The sequence below is a fragment of the Paraclostridium sordellii genome, assembly GCF_000953675.1.
Classification (GTDB): Bacteria; Bacillota; Clostridia; order Peptostreptococcales; family Peptostreptococcaceae; genus Paraclostridium; species Paraclostridium sordellii.
This window is the reverse complement of sequence record NZ_LN679998.1, coordinates 1226199-1248015: the sequence shown is the minus strand read 5'-3', so window position 1 is coordinate 1248015 and position 21817 is coordinate 1226199. Positions and strand designations below refer to the sequence as shown.

General features: G+C 26.0%; 23 protein-coding genes. 9 read left to right on the top strand and 14 right to left on the bottom strand.

The genetic code is table 11. The annotated features are described in order from the left end of the window. The first annotated feature begins 42 nt into the window (after positions 1-42). Entirely contained in the window at positions 43-861 is an 819-nt protein-coding gene (locus tag ATCC9714_RS06035; RefSeq protein WP_057544740.1) for a pyridoxamine kinase, read from the top strand. A gap of 32 nt (positions 862-893) precedes the next feature. On the opposite strand, the gene ATCC9714_RS06030 is transcribed toward ATCC9714_RS06035, so the two are convergent. Further along, positions 894-1388: a hypothetical protein gene (locus ATCC9714_RS06030; RefSeq protein ID WP_057544739.1), complete on the bottom strand. Its 495-nt coding sequence runs from the start codon at positions 1386-1388 to the stop codon at positions 894-896. A gap of 132 nt (positions 1389-1520) precedes the next feature. On the opposite strand from ATCC9714_RS06030, the gene pdaA reads away from it, so the two are divergent. After that, complete coding sequence (pdaA, locus tag ATCC9714_RS06025) at positions 1521-2387, top strand: delta-lactam-biosynthetic de-N-acetylase (RefSeq protein ID WP_057544738.1); 867 nt, start codon at positions 1521-1523, stop codon at positions 2385-2387. A gap of 28 nt (positions 2388-2415) precedes the next feature. On the opposite strand, the gene ATCC9714_RS06020 is transcribed toward pdaA, so the two are convergent. Next, the gene (locus tag ATCC9714_RS06020; protein ID WP_054630312.1) at positions 2416-2910 is read right to left on the bottom strand and encodes a hypothetical protein; all 495 of its coding nucleotides are present in this window, start codon (positions 2908-2910) and stop codon (positions 2416-2418) included. 116 nt (positions 2911-3026) lie between these two features. Next, complete coding sequence (locus tag ATCC9714_RS06015; RefSeq protein ID WP_057544737.1) at positions 3027-4625, bottom strand: Na/Pi cotransporter family protein; 1599 nt, start codon at positions 4623-4625, stop codon at positions 3027-3029. Positions 4626-4805: 180 nt separating this feature from the next. On the opposite strand from ATCC9714_RS06015, the gene ATCC9714_RS06010 reads away from it, so the two are divergent. Then, positions 4806-6206 carry a CehA/McbA family metallohydrolase gene (locus ATCC9714_RS06010; RefSeq protein WP_057544736.1) on the top strand — a complete coding sequence of 467 codons (1401 nt, stop codon included), beginning with the start codon at positions 4806-4808 and terminating at the stop codon, positions 6204-6206. Positions 6207-6218: 12 nt separating this feature from the next. On the opposite strand, the gene ATCC9714_RS06005 is transcribed toward ATCC9714_RS06010, so the two are convergent. The 3 genes from ATCC9714_RS06005 to ATCC9714_RS05995 all read right to left on the bottom strand — a co-directional run bounded on the left by ATCC9714_RS06005 (position 6219) and on the right by ATCC9714_RS05995 (position 8507). Further along, the gene (locus tag ATCC9714_RS06005; RefSeq protein WP_057544735.1) at positions 6219-7217 is read right to left on the bottom strand and encodes a SpoIVB peptidase S55 domain-containing protein; all 999 of its coding nucleotides are present in this window, start codon (positions 7215-7217) and stop codon (positions 6219-6221) included. A gap of 149 nt (positions 7218-7366) precedes the next feature. Beyond that, positions 7367-8014 carry a Dph6-related ATP pyrophosphatase gene (locus ATCC9714_RS06000; protein ID WP_054630309.1) on the bottom strand — a complete coding sequence of 216 codons (648 nt, stop codon included), beginning with the start codon at positions 8012-8014 and terminating at the stop codon, positions 7367-7369. 55 nt (positions 8015-8069) lie between these two features. Further along, positions 8070-8507, bottom strand: coding sequence for a DMT family transporter (locus ATCC9714_RS05995; protein WP_244465161.1), 438 nt, complete (start codon positions 8505-8507; stop codon positions 8070-8072). 131 nt (positions 8508-8638) lie between these two features. On the opposite strand from ATCC9714_RS05995, the gene ATCC9714_RS05990 reads away from it, so the two are divergent. Both ATCC9714_RS05990 and ATCC9714_RS05985 read left to right on the top strand, forming a co-directional pair. Continuing rightward, on the top strand, positions 8639-9181 hold the full coding sequence (locus ATCC9714_RS05990) for a DUF308 domain-containing protein (protein WP_021123936.1): 543 nt from the start codon (positions 8639-8641) through the stop codon (positions 9179-9181). Between the two features lie 108 nt (positions 9182-9289). Continuing rightward, a complete protein-coding gene (locus ATCC9714_RS05985; RefSeq protein ID WP_021128361.1) occupies positions 9290-10240 on the top strand; it encodes a TIGR01212 family radical SAM protein in 951 nt (316 codons plus the stop codon). Positions 10241-10265: 25 nt separating this feature from the next. Here the strand turns inward: ATCC9714_RS05985 and ATCC9714_RS05980 are convergent, their stop codons facing one another. Beyond that, the gene (locus ATCC9714_RS05980; protein WP_021128362.1) at positions 10266-11198 is read right to left on the bottom strand and encodes a DMT family transporter; all 933 of its coding nucleotides are present in this window, start codon (positions 11196-11198) and stop codon (positions 10266-10268) included. A gap of 277 nt (positions 11199-11475) precedes the next feature. Here ATCC9714_RS05980 and ATCC9714_RS05975 point away from each other — a divergent pair, with 277 nt between their 5' ends. After that, positions 11476-12852 carry a sigma-54 interaction domain-containing protein gene (locus tag ATCC9714_RS05975; protein ID WP_057544733.1) on the top strand — a complete coding sequence of 459 codons (1377 nt, stop codon included), beginning with the start codon at positions 11476-11478 and terminating at the stop codon, positions 12850-12852. 19 nt (positions 12853-12871) lie between these two features. Here the strand turns inward: ATCC9714_RS05975 and ATCC9714_RS05970 are convergent, their stop codons facing one another. From ATCC9714_RS05970 to ATCC9714_RS05960, 3 genes are read right to left on the bottom strand one after another with little or no spacing between them, the layout of a single operon-like run. After that, on the bottom strand, positions 12872-13438 hold the full coding sequence (locus tag ATCC9714_RS05970) for a DJ-1 family glyoxalase III (RefSeq protein ID WP_021123928.1): 567 nt from the start codon (positions 13436-13438) through the stop codon (positions 12872-12874). A 14-nt stretch (positions 13439-13452) separates the two neighbouring features. Continuing rightward, complete coding sequence (locus tag ATCC9714_RS05965) at positions 13453-14235, bottom strand: Cof-type HAD-IIB family hydrolase (protein ID WP_057544732.1); 783 nt, start codon at positions 14233-14235, stop codon at positions 13453-13455. An 18-nt stretch (positions 14236-14253) separates the two neighbouring features. Next, positions 14254-15483, bottom strand: a complete 1230-nt coding sequence (locus ATCC9714_RS05960) for a competence/damage-inducible protein A (RefSeq protein ID WP_057544731.1) — start codon at positions 15481-15483, stop codon at positions 14254-14256. A gap of 183 nt (positions 15484-15666) precedes the next feature. On the opposite strand from ATCC9714_RS05960, the gene ATCC9714_RS05955 reads away from it, so the two are divergent. Then, positions 15667-16818 carry an AraC family transcriptional regulator gene (locus ATCC9714_RS05955; RefSeq protein WP_057544730.1) on the top strand — a complete coding sequence of 384 codons (1152 nt, stop codon included), beginning with the start codon at positions 15667-15669 and terminating at the stop codon, positions 16816-16818. Positions 16819-16856: 38 nt separating this feature from the next. Here the strand turns inward: ATCC9714_RS05955 and pfkB are convergent, their stop codons facing one another. Genes pfkB through ATCC9714_RS05940 form a run of 3 tightly spaced genes read right to left on the bottom strand, consistent with a single transcriptional unit; the run spans position 16857 to position 19858 of the window. Then, positions 16857-17786 carry a 1-phosphofructokinase gene (pfkB, locus tag ATCC9714_RS05950; RefSeq protein WP_057544729.1) on the bottom strand — a complete coding sequence of 310 codons (930 nt, stop codon included), beginning with the start codon at positions 17784-17786 and terminating at the stop codon, positions 16857-16859. Beyond that, entirely contained in the window at positions 17764-18639 is an 876-nt protein-coding gene (gatY, locus tag ATCC9714_RS05945) for a tagatose-bisphosphate aldolase subunit GatY (protein ID WP_057544728.1), read from the bottom strand. The genes pfkB and gatY overlap by 23 nt, the downstream gene beginning before the upstream one ends. Positions 18640-18664: 25 nt before the next feature. After that, positions 18665-19858 (bottom strand): SIS domain-containing protein, encoded by a 1194-nt coding sequence (locus ATCC9714_RS05940; RefSeq protein WP_206541460.1) that lies wholly within the window; start codon positions 19856-19858, stop codon positions 18665-18667. A 185-nt stretch (positions 19859-20043) separates the two neighbouring features. On the opposite strand from ATCC9714_RS05940, the gene ATCC9714_RS05935 reads away from it, so the two are divergent. Together ATCC9714_RS05935 and ATCC9714_RS05930 are read left to right on the top strand one after the other, a co-directional pair. Beyond that, positions 20044-20229 carry a hypothetical protein gene (locus ATCC9714_RS05935; RefSeq protein WP_021123915.1) on the top strand — a complete coding sequence of 62 codons (186 nt, stop codon included), beginning with the start codon at positions 20044-20046 and terminating at the stop codon, positions 20227-20229. A gap of 70 nt (positions 20230-20299) precedes the next feature. Then, a complete protein-coding gene (locus ATCC9714_RS05930) occupies positions 20300-20566 on the top strand; it encodes a DUF1294 domain-containing protein (protein WP_021123914.1) in 267 nt (88 codons plus the stop codon). Between the two features lie 42 nt (positions 20567-20608). Here the strand turns inward: ATCC9714_RS05930 and ATCC9714_RS05925 are convergent, their stop codons facing one another. Then, positions 20609-21793 carry a sodium ion-translocating decarboxylase subunit beta gene (locus tag ATCC9714_RS05925; RefSeq protein ID WP_057544727.1) on the bottom strand — a complete coding sequence of 395 codons (1185 nt, stop codon included), beginning with the start codon at positions 21791-21793 and terminating at the stop codon, positions 20609-20611. Between the last annotated feature and the right edge of the window lie 24 nt (positions 21794-21817).

Below are 21817 nucleotides of genomic sequence, written 5' to 3'. Positions count from 1 at the left end.
TAGTAATATATAATTATAATTAATTTTAAAGGAGTTTTTAATATGATAAAAAAAGTGGCTGCTATTCATGACTTATCAGGAATTGGCAGATGTTCTTTGACAGTTGCTATTCCTATTTTATCAGCTTTGAAAATTCAATGCTGTCCTTTTCCAACAGCTATATTATCTGCTCAAACAGGCTATCCTAATTATTCGTTTTTTGATTTAACTAATCTGATGAATGATTATAAAGACAATTGGAATGAATTAAATATAGAATTTGACTGTATATATAGTGGTTTTTTAGGATCAATTGAACAAATAGATATAGTATCTGACTTTATAAAAAAAAATAAAAGTACATTAGTTGTCATTGATCCGGTTATGGGTGATGATGGTAGTTTATATCCTGTTTTTAACAATGAAATGTGTACAAAAATTAAAAATTTAGTTAAAAATGCTAATATAGTTACACCAAACTTAACTGAAGCACTTATTTTAACAGATAAAGACTATACTAATACAAATCTAAAAAAAGAAGAGCTTTTATCTCTAGCAAGAGATGTTTCAACTCTAGGTCCATCAAAGGTAATCATAACAGGTATAATTATAGATGATAAAATTCATAACCTAGCATTTGATAAAGATTTAGATGAGTTTTACTTTACCTCTGCTGAGTTTAATAATATATCTTATAGCGGAACAGGAGATATATTTACCTCTATACTTACAGGCTTATTGCTTAATGGTGAATCGTTAAAATATAGTATTATTAAAGCTAGTAGCTTTATTCATAAAACAGTTTTATATACATCGCAATTTGAAACGGATAGAAATGATGGTGTAATGTTTGAAATGTTTTTATCAGATTTAATAAAATAAAGAACTCATATAAATATGAGTTCTTTATTTTATTAAGTATTATTTAAAAGTTTATAATTAACTTTCAACTTAAATTTATTGTCTTTTATAATTATTTTATATCCACTTAAATACAATTGTTTAACTTTATTTAATAATTCTGGTTTATTATCTATAAATTTAAACTTATGAATTTGTATTTCATTGTATTTAATTTTATTATTTAACATATTTAATTCTGATTTTAAATTTTGTTTAGTTTGAAGATTTTTAACATTATTTATATATACATCATCAAAACTTTTTTGATAATCGTTTATACATTTTTCATTATATAATATAAATTTGTTTAATATTATTTTTTTCATCTTTCTATTTTCAATATTTGAATAATTACAATCTAAATAAGATAATATATATTTTGAATCAATTTCATTATTAATAAACTTATTTAACTTATTATTAATATTTTCATCATTACAAAAGCCATATATATTTATATTCAAAATTATAATAACAATAAAAAAAATTAATATGAGCTTTTTCATGTTTGTCTCCTTTCAATGTTTTATTCATATATATTCTTCCTTTAAATAAACTTTTATATCCTATATTTTCTTAGGTTATATTTATAAAAACTGTAAAAAATATATTTAAATGCTTATTATAGAGGTGATTATATGAATAATAATACAAATATAAAAAATTCTTTTTTTATTATCACAATTTTTGTACTAGCTGGATTTTTAATTAGTGGAGAATTTGGAATTTTCAATAAATTAAAAACTCAAATTTTTAATCCTAATTCTCAAACTAAAGAATACAATTGGTATTTTAATCCTAGAAATGATGGTAAACAACCTACTCCAATAAAAGAAGCATCTTTTTTTAATAAGTACGGTGCATATTATGTTGGAGATCCAAAGGAGAAGGTAATATATCTAACCTTTGATGCAGGTTATGAAAGTGGTAATACAGAAAAGCTATTAGATACTCTAAAAAAACACAAGGTTCCAGCAGCTTTCTTCGTTGTTGATCATTATTTAAAAACCAATCCAGATATGGTAAAAAGAATGGTGGATGAAGGTCATCTAGTTTGTAACCATTCAAAGAGGCATCCTTCAATGGCTAGTATAACTGACTTTGAAAAATTTAAAGAAGAAATAAATTCAGTTGAAGAATCTTATAAAGAAATTACCGGTAAAGATATGCCAAAATTTTTTAGACCTCCTATGGGTAAATTCAGTGAGCTTAGCCTAAAATATACTCAAGATTTAGGATACAATACTATATTTTGGAGTTTTGCATATGTAGATTGGTATGAGGATAAACAACCATCACATGAAGAAGCAAAAGAAAAGATTTTTTCTAGGACACACCCTGGTGCTATAGTATTATTACATCCTAATTCTACTACAAATACAGAAATTTTAGATGAGGTAATTACTCATTGGAAAAAAGAAGGTTATACACTAAAAAGTTTAGATTATCTTACAAATAAAAAAACTAGCGATAAATCTAAAACTCAAATATTAGATAATAAATAAAAGCAGATATAATTTTATATCTGCTTTTTTAAGCTTCTAATACTACTGATTTTCCATTGTATGTACCTATCCAATAAGGTTTATATATACTCTTAATATCTATAACTTTTATATCGTGTATATGCCCTTTTTTATTAATTATATTTTTTCTAAAGAGTCTTAAAATTTCATCCTTCATAATCTCAAGCATTTCACATTCATTTATACAGGATTTTTTTATAATTTTTTTTGATATATTTATTCTTGAAGTTTGAGGTAGTTTAGTTATAGACTCAGAAAACCCTGTATAAGTATTAACTAACATTATAACCTCATTATTACATATATCCTGTTTAAATAAGCTTTTTCCTTTAAATTTTAATGATATATTATATCTTACAACTTTATACTCTATATACTGTAGTGTTGAATTTTTTATCCTAGGATTTAATTGAACTACTTTGCTCATTAAGGGTACCTTATCTCTTTCGATTTTTCTTACATCACTTTTTTTTGTTTTAACTGCAATAGCATCGATTAACATCCTTGCCCTCCTAAGCTATATTTATCCTTTATAAATTATATTATCAATACTATTAATTTAATGTATGTACACTTACAAATAAAAAAAGAAATAAGCTAAAACTTATTTCTTTTTTATTATAAAACACTTTGAGCTATATTAACTGCATGATCTGAAATTCGTTCTAAATTGCTTAAAAAATCTAAATAAATTATACCTGCATCTATATCACAATTATTTTGATTTAGTCTAATCATATGATTAGCTCTAAAAGATTTGTTCATGGCATTAACTTCTTCTTCAATTTTTAAAACATTTCTAGCTATATTCTTATCATTTTTTTCTAATGATTTAAGTGATAAATCCATTCCTTCTAAAACCTTTTTATACATATCTTTAATTTCTTCTTTCCCCTGACTAGATAAACTTAATTTATCATCTATATATTCTTTTGAAAGTTCTGCTATATTTTCGGCATGATCACCTATTCTTTCAATATCATTTACTGTATTAAACATTAGATCTATAATCTCTCTTTCATTGTCATCTAAAGGCCGTTTTGAAAGCTTTAATAAATAATTTAATATTGATTTTTGAAGATTGTTTATAATATGTTCTAATTCCATAGTTTTATTAACTTTATTCATATCTTGACTCATAAAAGATTCAATCGAACTTTCTAAGCTTAGTTTTGACTTGTTACCCATTCTTATTATTTCATTTTTAACATTTCCTACAGCTATAGTTGGTGTTTCTAATATTCTTTCATCTAGATACTTAGTTTCTTTTTCATCTATTTCACTTTCATTTTCAGGAACAATTTTCATAGCTATATTAACTATCACTTTAGCAAAAGGAATTAAAATTATAACATTTATAACATTAAATAAAGTATGAGCATTTGCAATCTGTCTAGCAACATCATTAGGATCTAACCTATTTACTAAAGCCACAATAGGTTTATTTAATATAATCATAAATAATAATGTTCCTATTATATTAAAAGTTAAGTGCATAACAGCTGCTCTTTTTGCATTTATATTTGCACCTATACTAGATATTAAAGATGTTACACATGTACCTATATTATCTCCATATAGTATAGGCAGTGCTGAGGTTATAGGCAAAAGACCTTGCGTTGAAAGTGCTATTAACATTCCCATTGAAGCACTTGAACTTTGAACTATTCCAGTAATTGCAAATCCCGCTAATATTCCTAAAATTTGATGTTTTCCAAAATATATAAGAGCATCTCTAAATCCTTGATACTCTGCTAATGGCTTTACTGCATCTTTCATAAATTCCATTCCAGTAAATAATATTCCAAATCCAATTAATATTTCAGCTATATTTTTTATTTTTGGCTTTTTAGAAAATAAAAATAAAATTATTCCTATTCCCAGTGCAATAGGTGCAAGTTCCTCTAAGTTAAACGATACTAACTGAGCTGTTACGGTAGTCCCTATATTAGCTCCCATTATAACCCCAATAGCTTGATTTAAGGTCATAATACCAGCATTAACAAACCCTACAACCATAACAGTAGTTGCACTACTGCTTTGTATAACCCCTGTTACCAATGTTCCCACTAATACCCCCATAAATATATTACTAGTTAGTAAGCCTATGATATTTTTTAACTTCTCGCCTGCAGACTTTTGAAGCCCATTTCCCATTAAGTTCATTCCGTATAAAAACAAACCTAATCCTCCAATTAAACTAATTGCAATATCCAATTTTTCACCTTCTTATTTAGTTAATATTAAATTAAAACTCATTATTATTTTGTTTATTTTTAACTTTTATATACTTTATTTATTGATAAGTTTTGTATTTTTGTATTTTTTTTACACGCATTTTATAAATTTATTTGATAAATATAATAATTAAACACAGTTTGTAAAGGATGGATTTTTATGACATTTACAAAAATTATAATATTAGTAATTACTTTATTTAGTTTTTCATATTTTGATATTAATTCACTAAATTCCAATGATACTATACCTCCAAAAGTGAATATTATTTCTCCTTGTAATGCAGAACAGTATATAGTATCTAGACCTATTATAAAAGCATCTTTTTCCGATAATGTAAGAATTAATAAGAGTTCAGTTAAACTATTTTTAAATTATAAAGATGTAACTAGTGATTGCTCTATAAGTGAAGATATTATAACATACAAACCAAAATTCAAACTAAAAAGAGGTAGTCAAATTGTCAAATTACAAGTTAAAGACACAAATAATAATAAAACAAACTTAGAATGGTATTTTACTGTAGGATCACCAAGTTATAATCACTACTATGGACTACTTCACTCTCATACATTAAATAGTGATGGTCATGGTACCTATGAAGATGCCTATTATAAAACAAAACTAAAATCAAAGTTAGATTTTTTTGCAATAACAGAACACTCAAATATGTTTGATAATGATTTAAGTTGTAATTTAAAGGATGGATCTAAAAGTAAAAAATGGGAAAATTTAATACGTGTATCAAAACAATATAACTCTGATGGAAGTTTTTTAGCTTTGAGAGGTTTTGAGATGTCTTACCCATATAAAGATGTACCTAATCCAATTGGTCATATAAATGTATTTAATTCTGATGGTTTTGTTTCTTCAAATGACATTAGATATTCTAATTTAAAAGATTTTTATGAATTAATATCAAAAGAAGATAAATTAATAGCTCAATTTAATCATCCTTGCGATATTTTTGGTAGATTTAATAATTTTGAATATAATAAAAATGCAGATAATATAATTTCATTAATAGAAGTTTGTAATGGATATAATAAAGAAATTAGTAAAAATAAATTGTCTTTTGATGACTATCAGAAAGCTTTAGATATTGGTTGGCATTTAGCTCCCTCAGCAAATCAAGATAATCATAGAACAGATTGGGGTAGTGCAAATGAATTTAGAACAGTTGTTTTGTGTACAGATTTAAATGAAAATAGTTTTTACGACTCTTTAAAAAATATGAGAGTTTATGCAACACAAGATTCTAATATTAAAATAGATTTTACTATAAATGATGTAATTATGGGTTCTACAATTAAAAATACATCTAATTTATATTTTAATGTAAGTGTAATAGATAAAGATGTAAAAGACAAAATTAAAAAAATTGAGGTTGTATCAAACAACGGTAAAGTAATTGCTTCTCAAGATTTTAATTCTAATTTATCTAAGTTAGAATTTAAGCTTATTGAATTAAAAAATTCATTTTATTACGTTAAGGTATATCAAAATAATAATAAAGTCTCTGTTACTGCTCCTATATGGATTGAATTTGATAAAAAATAATGATGAAGGATATTACTTCATCATTATTTTTATATAAACTCCAACTCCTTTTGAGGTATCAGTAGTTATTACATGAGATAGAGCACCTATTATTTTATTGTTTTGAATTATAGGTGATCCACTCATACCTTGCACTATTCCTCCATAAGTATTTAATAAATTTTTATCTTTTATTTCGAATTCAAAATTTATTAAATTCTCATCAAAATTTTTATTTATTTTTGTTATATTAATTTTATATAGTTTTGCTTCTTCATCTTTATTATGTTTCATGACTATATATGCTTTGCCTATATTAACTTCACTTTCATTTGCCACCTTATACTTCTTTTTATTTAGCATGTTTTTATTTAACCGTCCACTTACTCCAAATTTATTTATACTTTCTATATTACCTTGCAAATTATCTATGCTTTTTCCAACTATATTTCCTACAGACTTTTTACTAGATTTGGTTATAGTTTTTACATTCGCATTATAAATACATCCTTTTTTACTTAAAGCTTCATTATTATAGTCAAACTCTATATTATGAGCTACTGCTTTAAATTCATTATTTACAGGATTTAAATAAGTCAAAGTAGCAGTGTAAGGTATTTTATCTATTAAGTTATCAAATTTTATCTCGTTTTTAGTCACTTCAACTTTATTTAAAGTTTCATCTCTTAATATATCTAAATTTACTTTTTCATTTTCTTTCATTGATATTAATATAGATGTTAAATCTTTTTTTGATTTTATGCCTATATTATTTTTATTAAATACTCTATTAACTACATTTCCACTAGCACTTAATATTAAATCATAATTTTTTAACTTTGATTTATTATTCATATCAAATAGCATTACATTATTGGTTTTTAATTCAAGATTTATAAGTTCTCCACCTATAATAACTTCATTAGGTATATTTTTATATTTTTGAATTGAATAACAATAATCTGGAAATACTATTATTAAAATATTTATTACAAAAAAAATAAAAAACTTAATTACTTTGGATGATTTCATTTTATGTCACCTTTCTTAAGTTTATTTTTTTGTTAAATTTATTATTGTCATATATATAGTTTTGTATAATGGTAAGTGTTTTACATAGTTCCCATATATATTTTTTCATAACATAAAAAAGCTACTTTAAATTTAAAGTAGCTAAATTATTATAAAATATCTAGATGGGCATACCCATTTTCTAAAACTTTACCTTTATTTTCAAATTCTATAGGCTGGCTAAATAAAGGTCCATTAATTACAAAAGTATGATATTCTCCATTTTCTCCACATATATCTGCACCAGAGAGTTCTATTTCTTTAACAACTGATCTATCTAAAACTTTTCCTAAATATTTTTCGTCTAAATATTTTAAATTTATTGTTTTTATAATAGTAGTAAACCCACTATCTATAAATTCATAAACTAATTTTCCTCTATCTTCTTGCCATAGTGGAAATTTTGCTTTTAAACCTGTATTTTCACATCTTAAAATATCCCATTGTTTATGTTCTTCTATATCAATATCTCCAAATACACAAATTTGAGCTCCCATTTTCTTGCCTTCTATTAAAGCTTTTTCAAATTCAGTTTCGTACTCATCTATGTCACACTCTACTTTCAAAATTGGAATTTGCAAGCTCTTACTAACCTTTTCTAGTAAACTATTAGTTATTCCATGAGTCCACGATTTACCTTTGTTTTTTTTTAATGTTGTTAAAAGTGCAACTGGTTTATATCCTTTTTTTATCATTCTATATAACGCTAATGTACTATCCTTTCCTCCACTAAATGACATAATAAATCCATTATCCATTAATCAAACCTCGCTTAATTTTATATTTTTAATATAATTTTAGCATATATGTATATTAACTTAAAATAAAAAAAGTTCCTGAAATTAACATGAAAATTCCAATAAACTTATATAGATGTATTTCTTGAGTATTTAATATAAAAATATCAATTGCAAATCCTAAAATTATTTGAGATATTACTATAATAGTTAATGTTTTTGATAATCCCAAATGAGCTACGGCTTTAACTGTAAAAAATATAATACACCCTCCAAATATTCCACCTAATAAAAACTTTGGTGTAATTTTATCTAGTGTAAAAAATGCTTTAATATCTCCAGTTATAAACATAATTATTAAGAAAAATATTGACCCTACTACTAAACTTAAAAATGTGGCTATCATTGGTGTTGTTTGTTCTCCCAATTCCCCATTTACAAATGTTTCTAATGTAGTAGATATACCTGCTAGTACCGCAAATAATATCGCTATAATTTTTTCCAAGTTATCCACTCCTTTACATAATAAAATTCTATGAAACAACTTGTCTTTAGATTACAAATTTATATAAAATTTTAATAAACTATTTTATACTTTTTATTTTTTTGTTATAATCTCTTTAATAATTAAAGAGGTGGTAAAAAATGAATATTAATTTTAACTTTAATAATTTTAATCAAAAGAAAAATGCAAATAATTTTATTATGCTAGGAATACTACTACTGGTAGTTGGAACTATAACTTTATTATTTGAAAATTTTGGTATCAAATTATTGTCATTTGGATTAGGTGCTATTGCTTTATTTTTAGCATACTTAAATTTAAAAGTTATAAATGAGCTTAAAAGATATGAGTCAAAAGAAAATATAAAACCTTATACTCGTAGAGAAATTATACTTATAGTTGTAGCTATACTATTTTTCGTATTTCCACAACAAATTCAAGGATTTTTCTCTTCTATACTAGGTGCATACCTTTTAGTAAATCAAGTTATGATATTTATAAAAAGCAGAAAAAATGTATATATAAAATTTAATGCTTTTAACGGATTCTTACTAATTTGTGGAATTATATTAATAGTATCTCCTTTATTTTTATCTGGATTTATTGCTACATTTTTAGCTTTAATATTAGTTTTAATAGGATTCCAATTAGTATCTACTGGAAATAAATTAAAGAAATTATAAAAATAGTGCCTTAAAGGGCACTATTTTTATAATTTCAAATTTGTACATAATTAACTTTTATGATAATATTGTATAATAAATTTAATACGAATAGAAAAGGTGATTAATTTGACAGATTTTAAATATGCCTTTGATAACAAAAGGTATCATACTTGGAATTATTACCTTAGAAGCAATTTTGGTGAAAAAGTTTTTAAGGTGTCTATAAATGCAGGTTTTTCTTGTCCTAACATAGATGGAACAATAACATATGGCGGTTGTACTTATTGTAGTAAAGAAGGTTCTGGAGACTTTGCAGGTAATCCAAATGATAATTTAATAAAGCAATTTGAAGATATAAAACAAATGATGCATAAAAAATGGCATAGTGCAAAATATATAGGATATTTTCAAGCATTTACTAATACTCATGCTCCGGTTAATATCTTAAAGGAAAAATATGAAACTATATTAAACTTGGAAGATGTAATAGGACTTTCTATATCTACAAGACCGGACTGTCTTCCTGATGATGTTGTAGAATATTTAGCAAAGCTTAATAAAAAAACTAATTTATGGGTTGAGTTAGGCCTTCAAACTATTCATGATAAAACATCTAAAGTTATAAATAGAGGTCATGATTATGATACATTTTTAGAGGGTGTTGAAAAATTAAAAAAACATAATATAAAAACTGTAGTTCATATAATCAATGGTCTTCCTGGAGAAGATTATAATATGATGATGGAAACAGCAAAAGCCGTTTCTGAACTTGGCGTGCATGGTATAAAAATCCATCTACTTCATGTTTTAAAAAATACTCCTATGGAAAAAATGCTTGAAAAAGAAATGTTTACGCTAATGGAAAAAGATGAGTATGTAAATCTAGTTTGTGATCAATTAGAAATTTTACCTCCTGAAATGGTAGTTCATAGACTTACAGGTGATGGTAAAAGAGATGAAATGGTAGGTCCTATGTGGAGTTTAAAAAAATGGGAAGTTTTAAATGCTATTGATGACACTATGAAAAAAAGAAATTCATATCAAGGAATTAAATACAATAAAAAAAATAATGCTTAATAGGATTATCCTATTAAGCATTATTTTAATGAGCAGTTTTTAACTCATGTTCTTTTGTGTTATATTTTACTTTGTGTTCTTTAGGTTTTTTAATAGCTATAAAAGCTGATATTATCATAAATAAGACTCCTATTGATTTAACTATTGAAAAATCTTCACCTAGTAAAGTCCATCCTATAATTACAGAAACTATTAACTCTGTAGATGCTAAAATTCCTGCTATAGACAAATCTATACCTGTTGAAATTCCATTTAGATAAAATATATATGCAGCAGCTGCTGGCACTATTCCTAAGCCAATCATTATAAATAGTATATTTATATGTTTTGTGTAACCAACTAACTGAACTGGATTAGCCAATGGTATCATAAGTATAGCTCCAACTAAAAATCCATATATTAATAAAGTTATTCCTTCACACTCTTTAAGTGCTCCTTTACTTATTATAGACATACATGCATAAGTTATTGCAGACATTACACCTAATAAAATACCACCCATGCTTAGTTGTCCTAAATCTAAACTACCTCCTGTTACTGCTAATATAGATCCCATAAAACATACAATCAATGATGTTACTTTAATTTTATTTAATTTTTCTTTAAATATTACCATAGATAAAATAGTCAAAAATAAAGGAGAAGTATATAAAAGTACTGCTGAAGCAGAAACTCCTATAGTATTTATTGAATTAAAATAAAATACATTAAATCCTGCTTGACTTATTATCCCAACTAATATGCAATATCCTAATCCTTTCTTGCTTATTTTTAGAGCATTAGGCATTTTTATAAAACTATAAATAAATAATATCAAAAATCCTAAAAACAATCTTAGAAATGCAACCTGCTCTGGTGTTAATCCTGCTCCTAATAATGAATTAACAAAAAGTCCTAGGGTAGCCCATAAAACTCCAGCTGTTACTACAAATAAATATCCTTTAATTTTTTGATCCATATTCTAACCCCCTTCTCTTTAATTGATACTGTTCTTATTAAGCAAATTTCATGCCAAAGCAAATTTTTAATAAATATATTGAAATATCAATATCTCTATAGCATTAAAATTCCTTTTAAGTTGTTTTTGACTTATTACTTATATTTGTACAAGTCTAAATTAACTTATTGACTATAAATTTGTAAAAAATACTATTTTAATCAAGTTGATTTTGACTTATGTGTGTACTATAATGAAATAGGTTTATTTATTAGAGTAATTTTAGGGGGATTTACAAGTGAAATACAATAACAATTTTTTCGAAAAAATATTAGAAGCTTCTCATGATGAAATTTTTGTTTGTGATAAAGATGGTTATATGATTTATTGTAACAAAGCATTTGAATCTAATTACGGTATTAACAGAAATGATATGCTAGGAAAAACAGTTATGTTTTTAAATGAAGAAGGTTATTCAAACCAAAGCCCAGTTCCAAATGTATTAAAGCATAAGAAAAAAATATCTATGGAACAAAAAACTATAACTGGCAAAACATTAATTATAACTGCTACCCCAGTTTTTGATGATTTAGGGAACATAGAATTTGTAGTGGAAAATTCTAGAGATATAAGTGAGTTGAATAATATAAAAAATAAACTTGAACATACAAAAGAAAAAATAAAAGAATACGAAAATAAAATAGACTCTTTAAATAAATCTCAGTCATTAGTTTATAATGATACTACAATAAAAGGTTCTAGTATGAAATTACTTTTAGAAATTTCAGAAAATGTGTCCAAAGCAAATGTTAACGTTTTATTGCTAGGTGAATCTGGTTGTGGTAAATCTACATTGGCTAAGCATATACATTTAAATAGTCCTAGAGCTCATAAGCCCTTTATAACTATAAATTGTTCTACCATTTCTCCTAATTTACTTGAATCAGAATTATTCGGATATGAGTCTGGAGCATTTACAGGAGCTAATAGTAAAGGAAAAATCGGCCTTGTTGAACTTGCAGATGGTGGTACTTTATTTTTAGATGAAATAGGAGATATTCCTCCTGAACTTCAATCTAAATTTTTACAGTTAATTCAAGAAAAGACTTTTACTTCTGTAGGCGGTGTTAAAAATAAAAAAGTTGATATAAGACTTATATCTGCAACTAATATTGATTTATTAAATTCTGTAAATGAAAAAAAATTTAGAGAAGATTTATATTATAGAATAAATGTTGTGGAGTTAAAAATACCTCCACTTAGAGAACGTAAAGAAGATTTACTAGAACTAATTTTTCACTTTTTTAAAAAGTACTCAGAGTCATTTAATGTAAAAAAAACATTATCTACACAAGTTATTAATGCGCTTTTAGATTATGATTACCCTGGTAATATTAGAGAACTTGAAAATATAATTCAAAATATTTTAGTTACATCTAACACAGATGTTATAGAAATTTCTAATTTACCAAAATCAGTTCTTAGTCACATAACACTATTTACAGATGAGTATAATCACTCACTAGATGTTTTAATGAATAATTATGAAAAAAACATAATTTGTAAATCATATCAGAAACATCCAAGTTCTTATAAGCTAGCAAAAGTATTAAATATATCTCAATCAAGAGCTAATAGACTTATTCAAAAGCATATACATAAAGAAACAAAGTAGGATTTTCCTACTTTGTTTCTTATTTAAATTCATTATAAAAATTAACTAACATTCCTTCTCTTATATCTTCATATTCTTTTTCATATCCTAATTTTTTAAGTATTGTTAAAGCAAATTCAATTGCTGTTGCAGGTCCTCTACTAGTTATTATATTTCCATCTTCTACAACCACTTTATTTTCTATATAATTTACCTTTTCTTTATTTTGAACAAATCCAGGATAAGACGTGCATCTTTTATTTTCTAATAATCCAAAACTTTCTAAAGCTTCTGGAGCTGCACAAATAGCTGCAACAATTTTATTATTTTCATTAAATTCTTTTACTAAATTAGCTACATCTTCACTGTCTCTTAAATTATAAGCCCCTGGTAAGCCTCCTGGTAATGCGACTCCATCATAATCAGTTGCTTTTATTTCTTTTATATTTACATCTACTTTTATTTCTATATTGTGAGTGCCTTTTACATATTCTTTATCTAGTGAACACATATCACATCCTACATTAGCTCTTCTCAAAACATCAACGATAGTAAGAGCTTCAACTTCTTCAAATCCTTCAGCTAATAAAACTAATAACCTTTTCATAATATCCTCCTATATTAAAAATCTTTATTTATATATTTTATTTTTGAAATAGCATCACTTACAGACTTAGCTGTATAGTTTGCAGCATCTAATACTTCTTTTCTAGAACTTTCCATTGCAAAACTATATTTAGTAGTGTTTAACATACTAATATCATTAGGAGAATCCCCTATAGTAGCTATCTCATCTAAATTTGCACCTAATATTTCACATACTTTTTTTATTCCTTCATGTTTGGATACTCCTTTAGGAACTAAATTAAGAGTATGTTCTGAAGAGAAATATATATCTAAAACATCGTTAAATTCCTCTATAAAAAATGATTCTAATCTATACAGTTCATCTATATTTTGAGAAACTATACCAATATTACCTACTAAATCATTATAACTATCTTTTTGTGAAAAATTTTCATCTACTACATAGTCATTTGAATATGTAGTAAAAAATTTATTTTCTTTTAAAAGAACTACTTTTCCATCATATTTAAAATACATAGTTGCATCATCTGAATCATACTCAGCAATAACTTTTTTTACTATATTATCATCTATGGTTCCTCTAAAAACTAAATTTTTATTACTATCATATATATAAGATCCATTTTCACAGATATAATATCCATTCATATCAATATCATTTTCAATCATTTTAACAGCTTGTACAAATATACGACCTGTTGCTATATTAAATTTAATGCCCTCTTTTTCTATATCTTCAATGGCCTTAGAATCCTCTTTTGATATTCCATTATGATATAGAGTTCCATCTAAATCACAAAATATATATTTTATCATTGATCTTCTCCTTTTGCTTTATAAAAGTTCTAGTCGTAAAAAGTTTAAAGCTTCTTTGGTAGCTTTAACTCGTATTTTTTCTCTACTTCCAGCTAAATTAAGTTTTTTCACTTTTGTTTTACCATTTATATAAAGTCCTATGTAAACTAAACCAACAGGTTTTTCAGTAGTTCCTCCTCCAGGACCTGCAATACCTGTAGTTGATAGTCCAACATTTGTTTTTAAATTCATAGCTACTCCTTTAGCCATTTCTATTGCTGTCTCAGTACTTACAGCGCCAAAATTATCTAGAGTTTCTTTTTTAACTCCCAATCTACTCATCTTAGCTTCATTTGAATAGGTAACACAGCCTTCCATAAATACTTGAGATATTCCTGGATAATCTATTAACATTGAAGATACCATTCCACCTGTACAAGATTCACTTACTGCAATGGTTAAGTTTTTCTCTACTAATAATTTTGCTACTGTTTCTTCTAATGTAGTTTCTCCATAACCATATAAGTATTTACCTACTAATGTTTTTATTTTGTTTTCAACTTCATCGATTAAATTATCTGCATCATCTTTTGTATAAGATTTTGCTGTAATTCTTAACGTTACTTCTCCCTCTTTTGCATAAGGTGCTATAGTTGGATTCGTTTGATTATTAATAATATCACTTAACTTATCCTCTAGTTCTGATTCACCTATTCCAAAAAATCTTAATGTTCTGGATATTAATTTATAATCCGTTAGATTTTCTAAATGTTTTTTTAATTCATTATTAAACATTGGAATCATTTCCTTTGGAGGTCCTGGTAACACTATTATCATTTTATTTTCTTTTTTTAAAATAGCACCTGGAGCTGTTCCATTAGAGTTATTTAAAATAATGCAATCTTTAGGAAAATATGCCTGCTTTTTATTATTCTCTGTAGGCTCTACACCTATTTTTTCAAAATATTGTTTTATATCTTTCCATATATCATTATAAAAAACTAACTCTTGATTAAAGCACTTAGCTGCAACTTCTTTTGTTATATCATCATTTGTAGGCCCCAAGCCTCCTGTTGTTATTATTATATCACTTCTATCTAAACTTTCATTTAAGGTATCCATTAATCTACTTTCATTATCTCCAACAGTACTTTGGTAGTAAACATCTATACCTAAACTAGCCAGTTCTTTTGCTAAAAACTGAGAATTAGTATTTACTATATCGCCTAACAATATCTCTGTTCCAACTGTTATAATTTCTGCTTTCATCGTCTCACCCTTTTTTTATTATTTTATACCCTAATATTACCATATTTAAAATTCTAATTGCCTACCATTTTAAATAAAATGTCCTTAATTAATTATTATCCCTGTATATCCTATTTTTATTGCATATATCTAAATCTATATATACAATTTATATATGATATATAATATTTAAGGTGGTATTTTATGTTCAAAAAAACTACATCTCCGCAATTTGATAATTTCGGAATTTCACTAAAGAATGAATCTTATCAAAATCACACAAAAAACTTATATACTTTTAAAAATAAATCTATAAATAGTTTAAAATTTACAAATGATACTAATCCATTGATTTATGTTACAGAAGGTGTTGTCATGATTTTAGTTTCAAAAGACTCAAAACATATATCTAACTTTATAATTAATAAACCTATTAAGCTTGATAAAAATACATACTTTAACTTAATATCTATATCCAATTCTTCTTCAGTTTTCATTACAAAATCATTTGATGATTTTAATTCTGTTATGTTAAAAGAGGATTTTGTATATTCTTCAATGTCTCCTTCTTTAAATATATCAGAAATATATACAAAATTTTATCAAGAAAAAGGAAGTAATTATAAGTTTAGTGGAGAGTATCATTCATACTGGGAGCTTACTTATGTTGATAAAGGCATTTTAGAAACTACAATTGATAAAAAACCTTATACACTTTTTCAAGGAGATTTAATTTTCTATGCTCCATATCAATTTCACACTCAATCAACTAAGTCTAGTAATACAACTTCATATATTACAATAAATTTTAATATGGATTTTGACAATTGTAATTTACTTTGCAATAAAGTTTTTTCCCTAGATAGAAATGCTTATAATTCAATGAAACTTTTAATTAAAGAATTATCTGATACAAACTTATATTCTAATGACTTATCTATATGTTATTTAAAACAACTAATTATAAATATTTTGCGTATTGAAAATGAGATTTTAAACAAACCTACAACTAATATGAAACAAATTTATGAAAACAATTTATTAAACAAAATTTTAAACTTTATAGATTTAAATATTACCAATAAAATATTCGTAGATACTATTTGTTTAGAATTTAATATAAGTCCTACCACACTACATTCTTTATTTAAAAAAAATGTAGGAATAACAGTAAAAAATTATATAAATAAAGTTAAACTTAATAAAAGTAAAGACCTTATAAATAAATCAGAATACACATTTAGTGAAATTGCCGATTACCTTGCATTTTCTTCAATTCATTATTTTTCTAAAAAATTTAAATCTGAATTTGGAATTTCACCTACAGAGTATGCAAAATCCATATATAAAAAATAGAGGTAAACTTAGTTCACCTCTACTTTTTATATTATTATTTAAATATAATCATAGACTTTTATTTTATCTATAAGTTCATTTACATCATCTAAATTTATATCACCAGTTGATAAGTGCATAGCATTTGATATTCCACATGCATTTGCTAATTTCAAAGTATCTTTTATTTTGTATCCTTTTGAAATTCCTAATGCAAATCCTGCTATACTTGAATCTCCACTTCCTACAGTATTTAAAGCTTTTACTTTTGGTATCTCTATATTATATATATTATTTTCATTTATAAAAATCATTCCATCTTTTCCTAATGAGACACATACATTTTTAACATCTTTAAGTAAGATTTCTTTAGATATATTAACTATCTCATCTAAACTACTAAGTTCTTTACCACTAATAGCTTTAAGTTCTTCTATATTTGGCTTTATAAGATATGGCTTTGATTTTAACCCTAGTTTTAGACTTTCTCCACTAGTGTCTAATATATACTTTATATTTTTTTCTCTACACATTTGACCTATTTTAAAATAATAATCTTTTGGAAGTCCTTTAGCCAAACTACCTGATGCAACTAAAACTTTTGTATTTTCTAAACATTCACTTAAGACCTTCTCAAAATTTAAAATTTCCTCTTTATCTATAACTGGCCCATTTTCTAATATTTCAGTACTTATCCCATTAGAATCTATTATGTTTAAACAAATTCTAGTTTCTTCTTTTACTTGTGTGAAATTATTTGTAATACTTGCTTTTTCTAGTTGACTTCTTATATAATCTCCATTAAATCCACCTAAAAACCCTATGCAATTTATATCTGCTCCAAGTTTATTTAAAACTTTTGCAACATTTAAACCCTTCCCTCCTGCAGTAGGATTAACAAAGTTGGCCCTTTGAACAGAGCCAACTTCAAATTTATCAATTTTATATAGTCTATCTATTGAAGGATTAAATGTTATAATTGTTATCATATGCTTTATTTTCACTTTTACACATTTTTATTTTTTCAGCTACTACATCATACATAGCATTTTTAGCAGGAACTAAATATTGTCTTGGATCTGAGGCATTAGGATTTTCTTCAAAGTATTTCTTTATTGCATTTGAAAAAGGTATCTTTAATTCAGTAGCTATATTTACCTTACATATACCATTTTTTATAGCCTCTTGTACTGCACCATAAGACACCCCAGATGCTCCATGAAGAACTAATGGTACATGTACTAATCTTCTTATTTCCTCAAGCCTTTTAAAATCTAGTTTTGGTTCACATTTATATAATCCATGAGCTGTTCCAATTGCTACAGCCAATGAATCTACACCTGTTAATTTAACAAATTTTAATGCTTCATTTGGATTTGTCAAATATGCATCTTTATCATCAACTTCTAAATTATCTTCTACTCCGCCTAGTTTACCAAGTTCTGCCTCTACAGTAGTTCCATATTTGTGAGCAAAGTTAACTATATCTTTTACTATACTAACATTTTCATCAAATTCATGTTTAGAAGCATCTATCATAACAGACTTGCACCCTAATTTTATTATTCTTTTTATATCATCTGCATTTTCATGATGATCTAGATGAAATGCTATAGGTATATCATTTAATTCTGTAGCTTTATTCATTATAGCTAATAAATAGTTTTCATCTGCATATTTAACTGTTGATGGTGTTGCAGCTAATATTACTGGTGATTTTAAATCTCTTGCAGCCTTAAGTACAACCTGTATTGTTTCTAAATTGTGTATGTTAAATGCTGGAACAGCATACCCCTCATTTTGAGCTTTTTCTAATATTTCCTTAGTTGATATTAAACTCATTTTCTATCCCCCTGTTTTAATAGTTTTATTTATTTAAATCGTGTAGTATAACTCCTTTAACTACCCTATTTACTTCACCTGTAGGACATGGATTATCTGGTGTTATTCCTAATTTTTCTGATTTTAAAAATGATACCATCTGGCCAAATATAATTTGTTGTATTGGTAGTAATGCTTGATTTTCTAAGTTATATTTAATATTTTTTAATTCAAATACATAATCAGCATCTTTTTTTAATTTTTCTTCTATTTCACTTCCAACTAAAACAACCTTATCTTTTTTTCTATGTGCTAACATTTCTTTAGCCAAATCCAAATCATATAGCTTAGTGTAATTATCATTTGAAATATATATAACGGTCATACTATTATCATTTATTACAGATTTAGGGCCATGTCTAAATCCCAGTGGAGTATCATAACTTGCATTTACAATTCCAGCTGTTAATTCTAATACTTTTAAGGCACTTTCCCTAGCTATTGCTTTTGATGTCGATGCCCCTAAGTAAATTATTCTATCAAAATCCTCACTAACCAACTTATCTATATTTTCTATATTTTCTTCCATAAATAATTCTACAGACTCTGAAAGTTTATCAATATCTTTTATAAATTTTTCTATATTTTTAATATTAAACGCACCTATACAACTTAAAACCATAGTTGTAAAACTACTAGTCATCGCAAACCCTAAATCATTCGTTTTTTGAGGTAAAAGTAATAATAAACTTTTTTCATCCTTTGACGTATTTTTTGCTAGTTTCCCATTTTCATTGCAAGTTATTACTATTTGATATAGTTCATCAACAATTTGACTTGCTAACTTAACAGCATGAACACTTTCTGGTGAGTTTCCTGACCTTGCAAATGATATTAGCAAAGTTGGAACATCCTTAATAAAATAATTTTTAGGACTTGCAACTAAATCTGTAGTAGCTATTGCCTCTACTTTTTTAGATAATAATTTGCTTAAGTAAGGCTCGCAAGTTTCTCCTGCAAAAGCTGATGTTCCTGCCCCAGTTAATATAATTCTACTGTTTTCTTTTTTTAAAAATGTATCAATAAATAAATTTATGCTATCCTTATTTTTATATAATCTATCTCCAGCTTCTTTCCATATGGATGGTTGTTGAATTATTTCTTTTGCAGTGTTTAATCCTTTACAATTTTCTAATCTTTCTATATCTATTCCTAACATCTTTTTTGATACAGTTTCCAAATATATCCCCCCTAATAAAACTTTATACTAATATTATATATATTCATTTATTTTATGTATTTGTAAATTTATACTTACATTTTGCACTTTTATACACTTGAATTTATTTTGATTTAGTAAGTTTTTGTATAATTAATTTGATATAGGTTCATCCTCTTATTAAGTAAATTTTTAGGAGGCTATTTATGTTTTTTCTATTAACATCAAATAAATCTATTAGGCAAAATACTACCTATGCTACAGGTGAAGATCTTTTAAATAAAGTTGATATTATTTTAGGTAACAATTTAAATAATCCTCAAGAATTAAATAATTCCCATATATTCAATAATACTAATTTCCCTGAAAATGAAAATGAACTAGAAAATTAATTTTCTAGTTCATTTTCATTTTTTATATAACTATAATATAATAATGTTTATAGATTTAAGGAGGTTAATTATGAGTTATTTATTTATTTATTTTTTAATAATGTCTTCGATTACTTTTTTTCTTATGTACATAGATAAACAAAGAGCTATAAAAAAAGAATGGAGAATCCCAGAAATTAATTTAATGGCTTTATCGTTCTTAGGCGGGTCTTTTGGAACCTATCTTGGAATGTACTTTTTTAGGCATAAAACAAAACATATAAAATTTACGCTCGGTGTTCCAGTAGCAATATTTTTTAATTTAATAATATATTTTTACCTTATTAATCTAATATAATTTCTAATAAAAAAGGATATGATTTTATCATATCCTTTTTGTTTATCCAAATAAACTTAAAAGTATTCCTGCTGCAACGGCTGAACCTATTACTCCAGCAACATTTGGTCCCATAGCGTACATAAGTAAAAAGTTTCCTGGGTTTTCTTCTTGTGCAACTTTATGCGCTACTCTAGCTGCCATAGGAACTGCAGACACTCCTGCTCCTCCTATAAGTGGGTTAATTTTTACTTTTGTAAATTTATTCATCAATTTTGCAAATAATACTCCTGTCCCTGTTCCTATACTAAATGCAACAATTCCAAGTGCAAATATTTTTATAGTCTGCATACTTAAAAATATTTCAGCTTCTGCTGAAGCCCCAACGGATAATCCTAAAAATATTGTAACTATATTCATAAGTGCATTAGTTGCAGTATCTGATAGTCTGTCTGTAACTGTACATTCTTTAAGTAAATTTCCAAACATAAGTAACCCTATTAGTGTAGCTGCTGACGGAAGCAGTAATGATACTACTATTGTTACTACTATTGGGAAAATAATTTTTACTTTTTTAGATACAGGCTTTGATTGAGCCATAACTATACTTCTTTCATCCTTAGTAGTTAATGCCCTCATTATAGGAGGTTGAATAATAGGTACTAGTGCCATGTATGAATAAGCTGCAACAGCTATAGGTGCTAGTAAATGTGGTGCTAATTTTGTAGTTAAAAATATCGCTGTTGGCCCATCTGCTCCACCTATGATTCCTATAGATGATGCCTCCAGACCTGTAAAGCCTAAAACTAATGCCCCAATAAATGTAAAAAATATTCCAAATTGTGCTGCTGCTCCTAATAATATACTCTTTGGATTAGATATCATAGGCCCAAAATCAGTCATAGCTCCAACTCCTAAAAATATTAGTGGAGGAAATATACCTAGTTTACAACCTTGATATAAGTAATATAGTAAGCCTCCTGGAGTTTTGGTTGAAATTGTTCCATTAATTGAATCAGGTGTCAATGAAAGATCACTTATAGATGATATTGGTGTGTTCATAGCCCCTGCTAATGGAAGATTAGTAAGCAACATACCAAAAGCTATAGGCACTAGTAATAAAGGTTCGAATCCTTTTGCTATTGCTAAATATAGTAATATACAGGCGATTAAAATCATAACTATTTGTCGCCAATCTATATTAACAATACCCATTGATTGAATAAAATTATTTATAACTTCTCCCATGGGTAAATCCCCCTTCTAAAATTT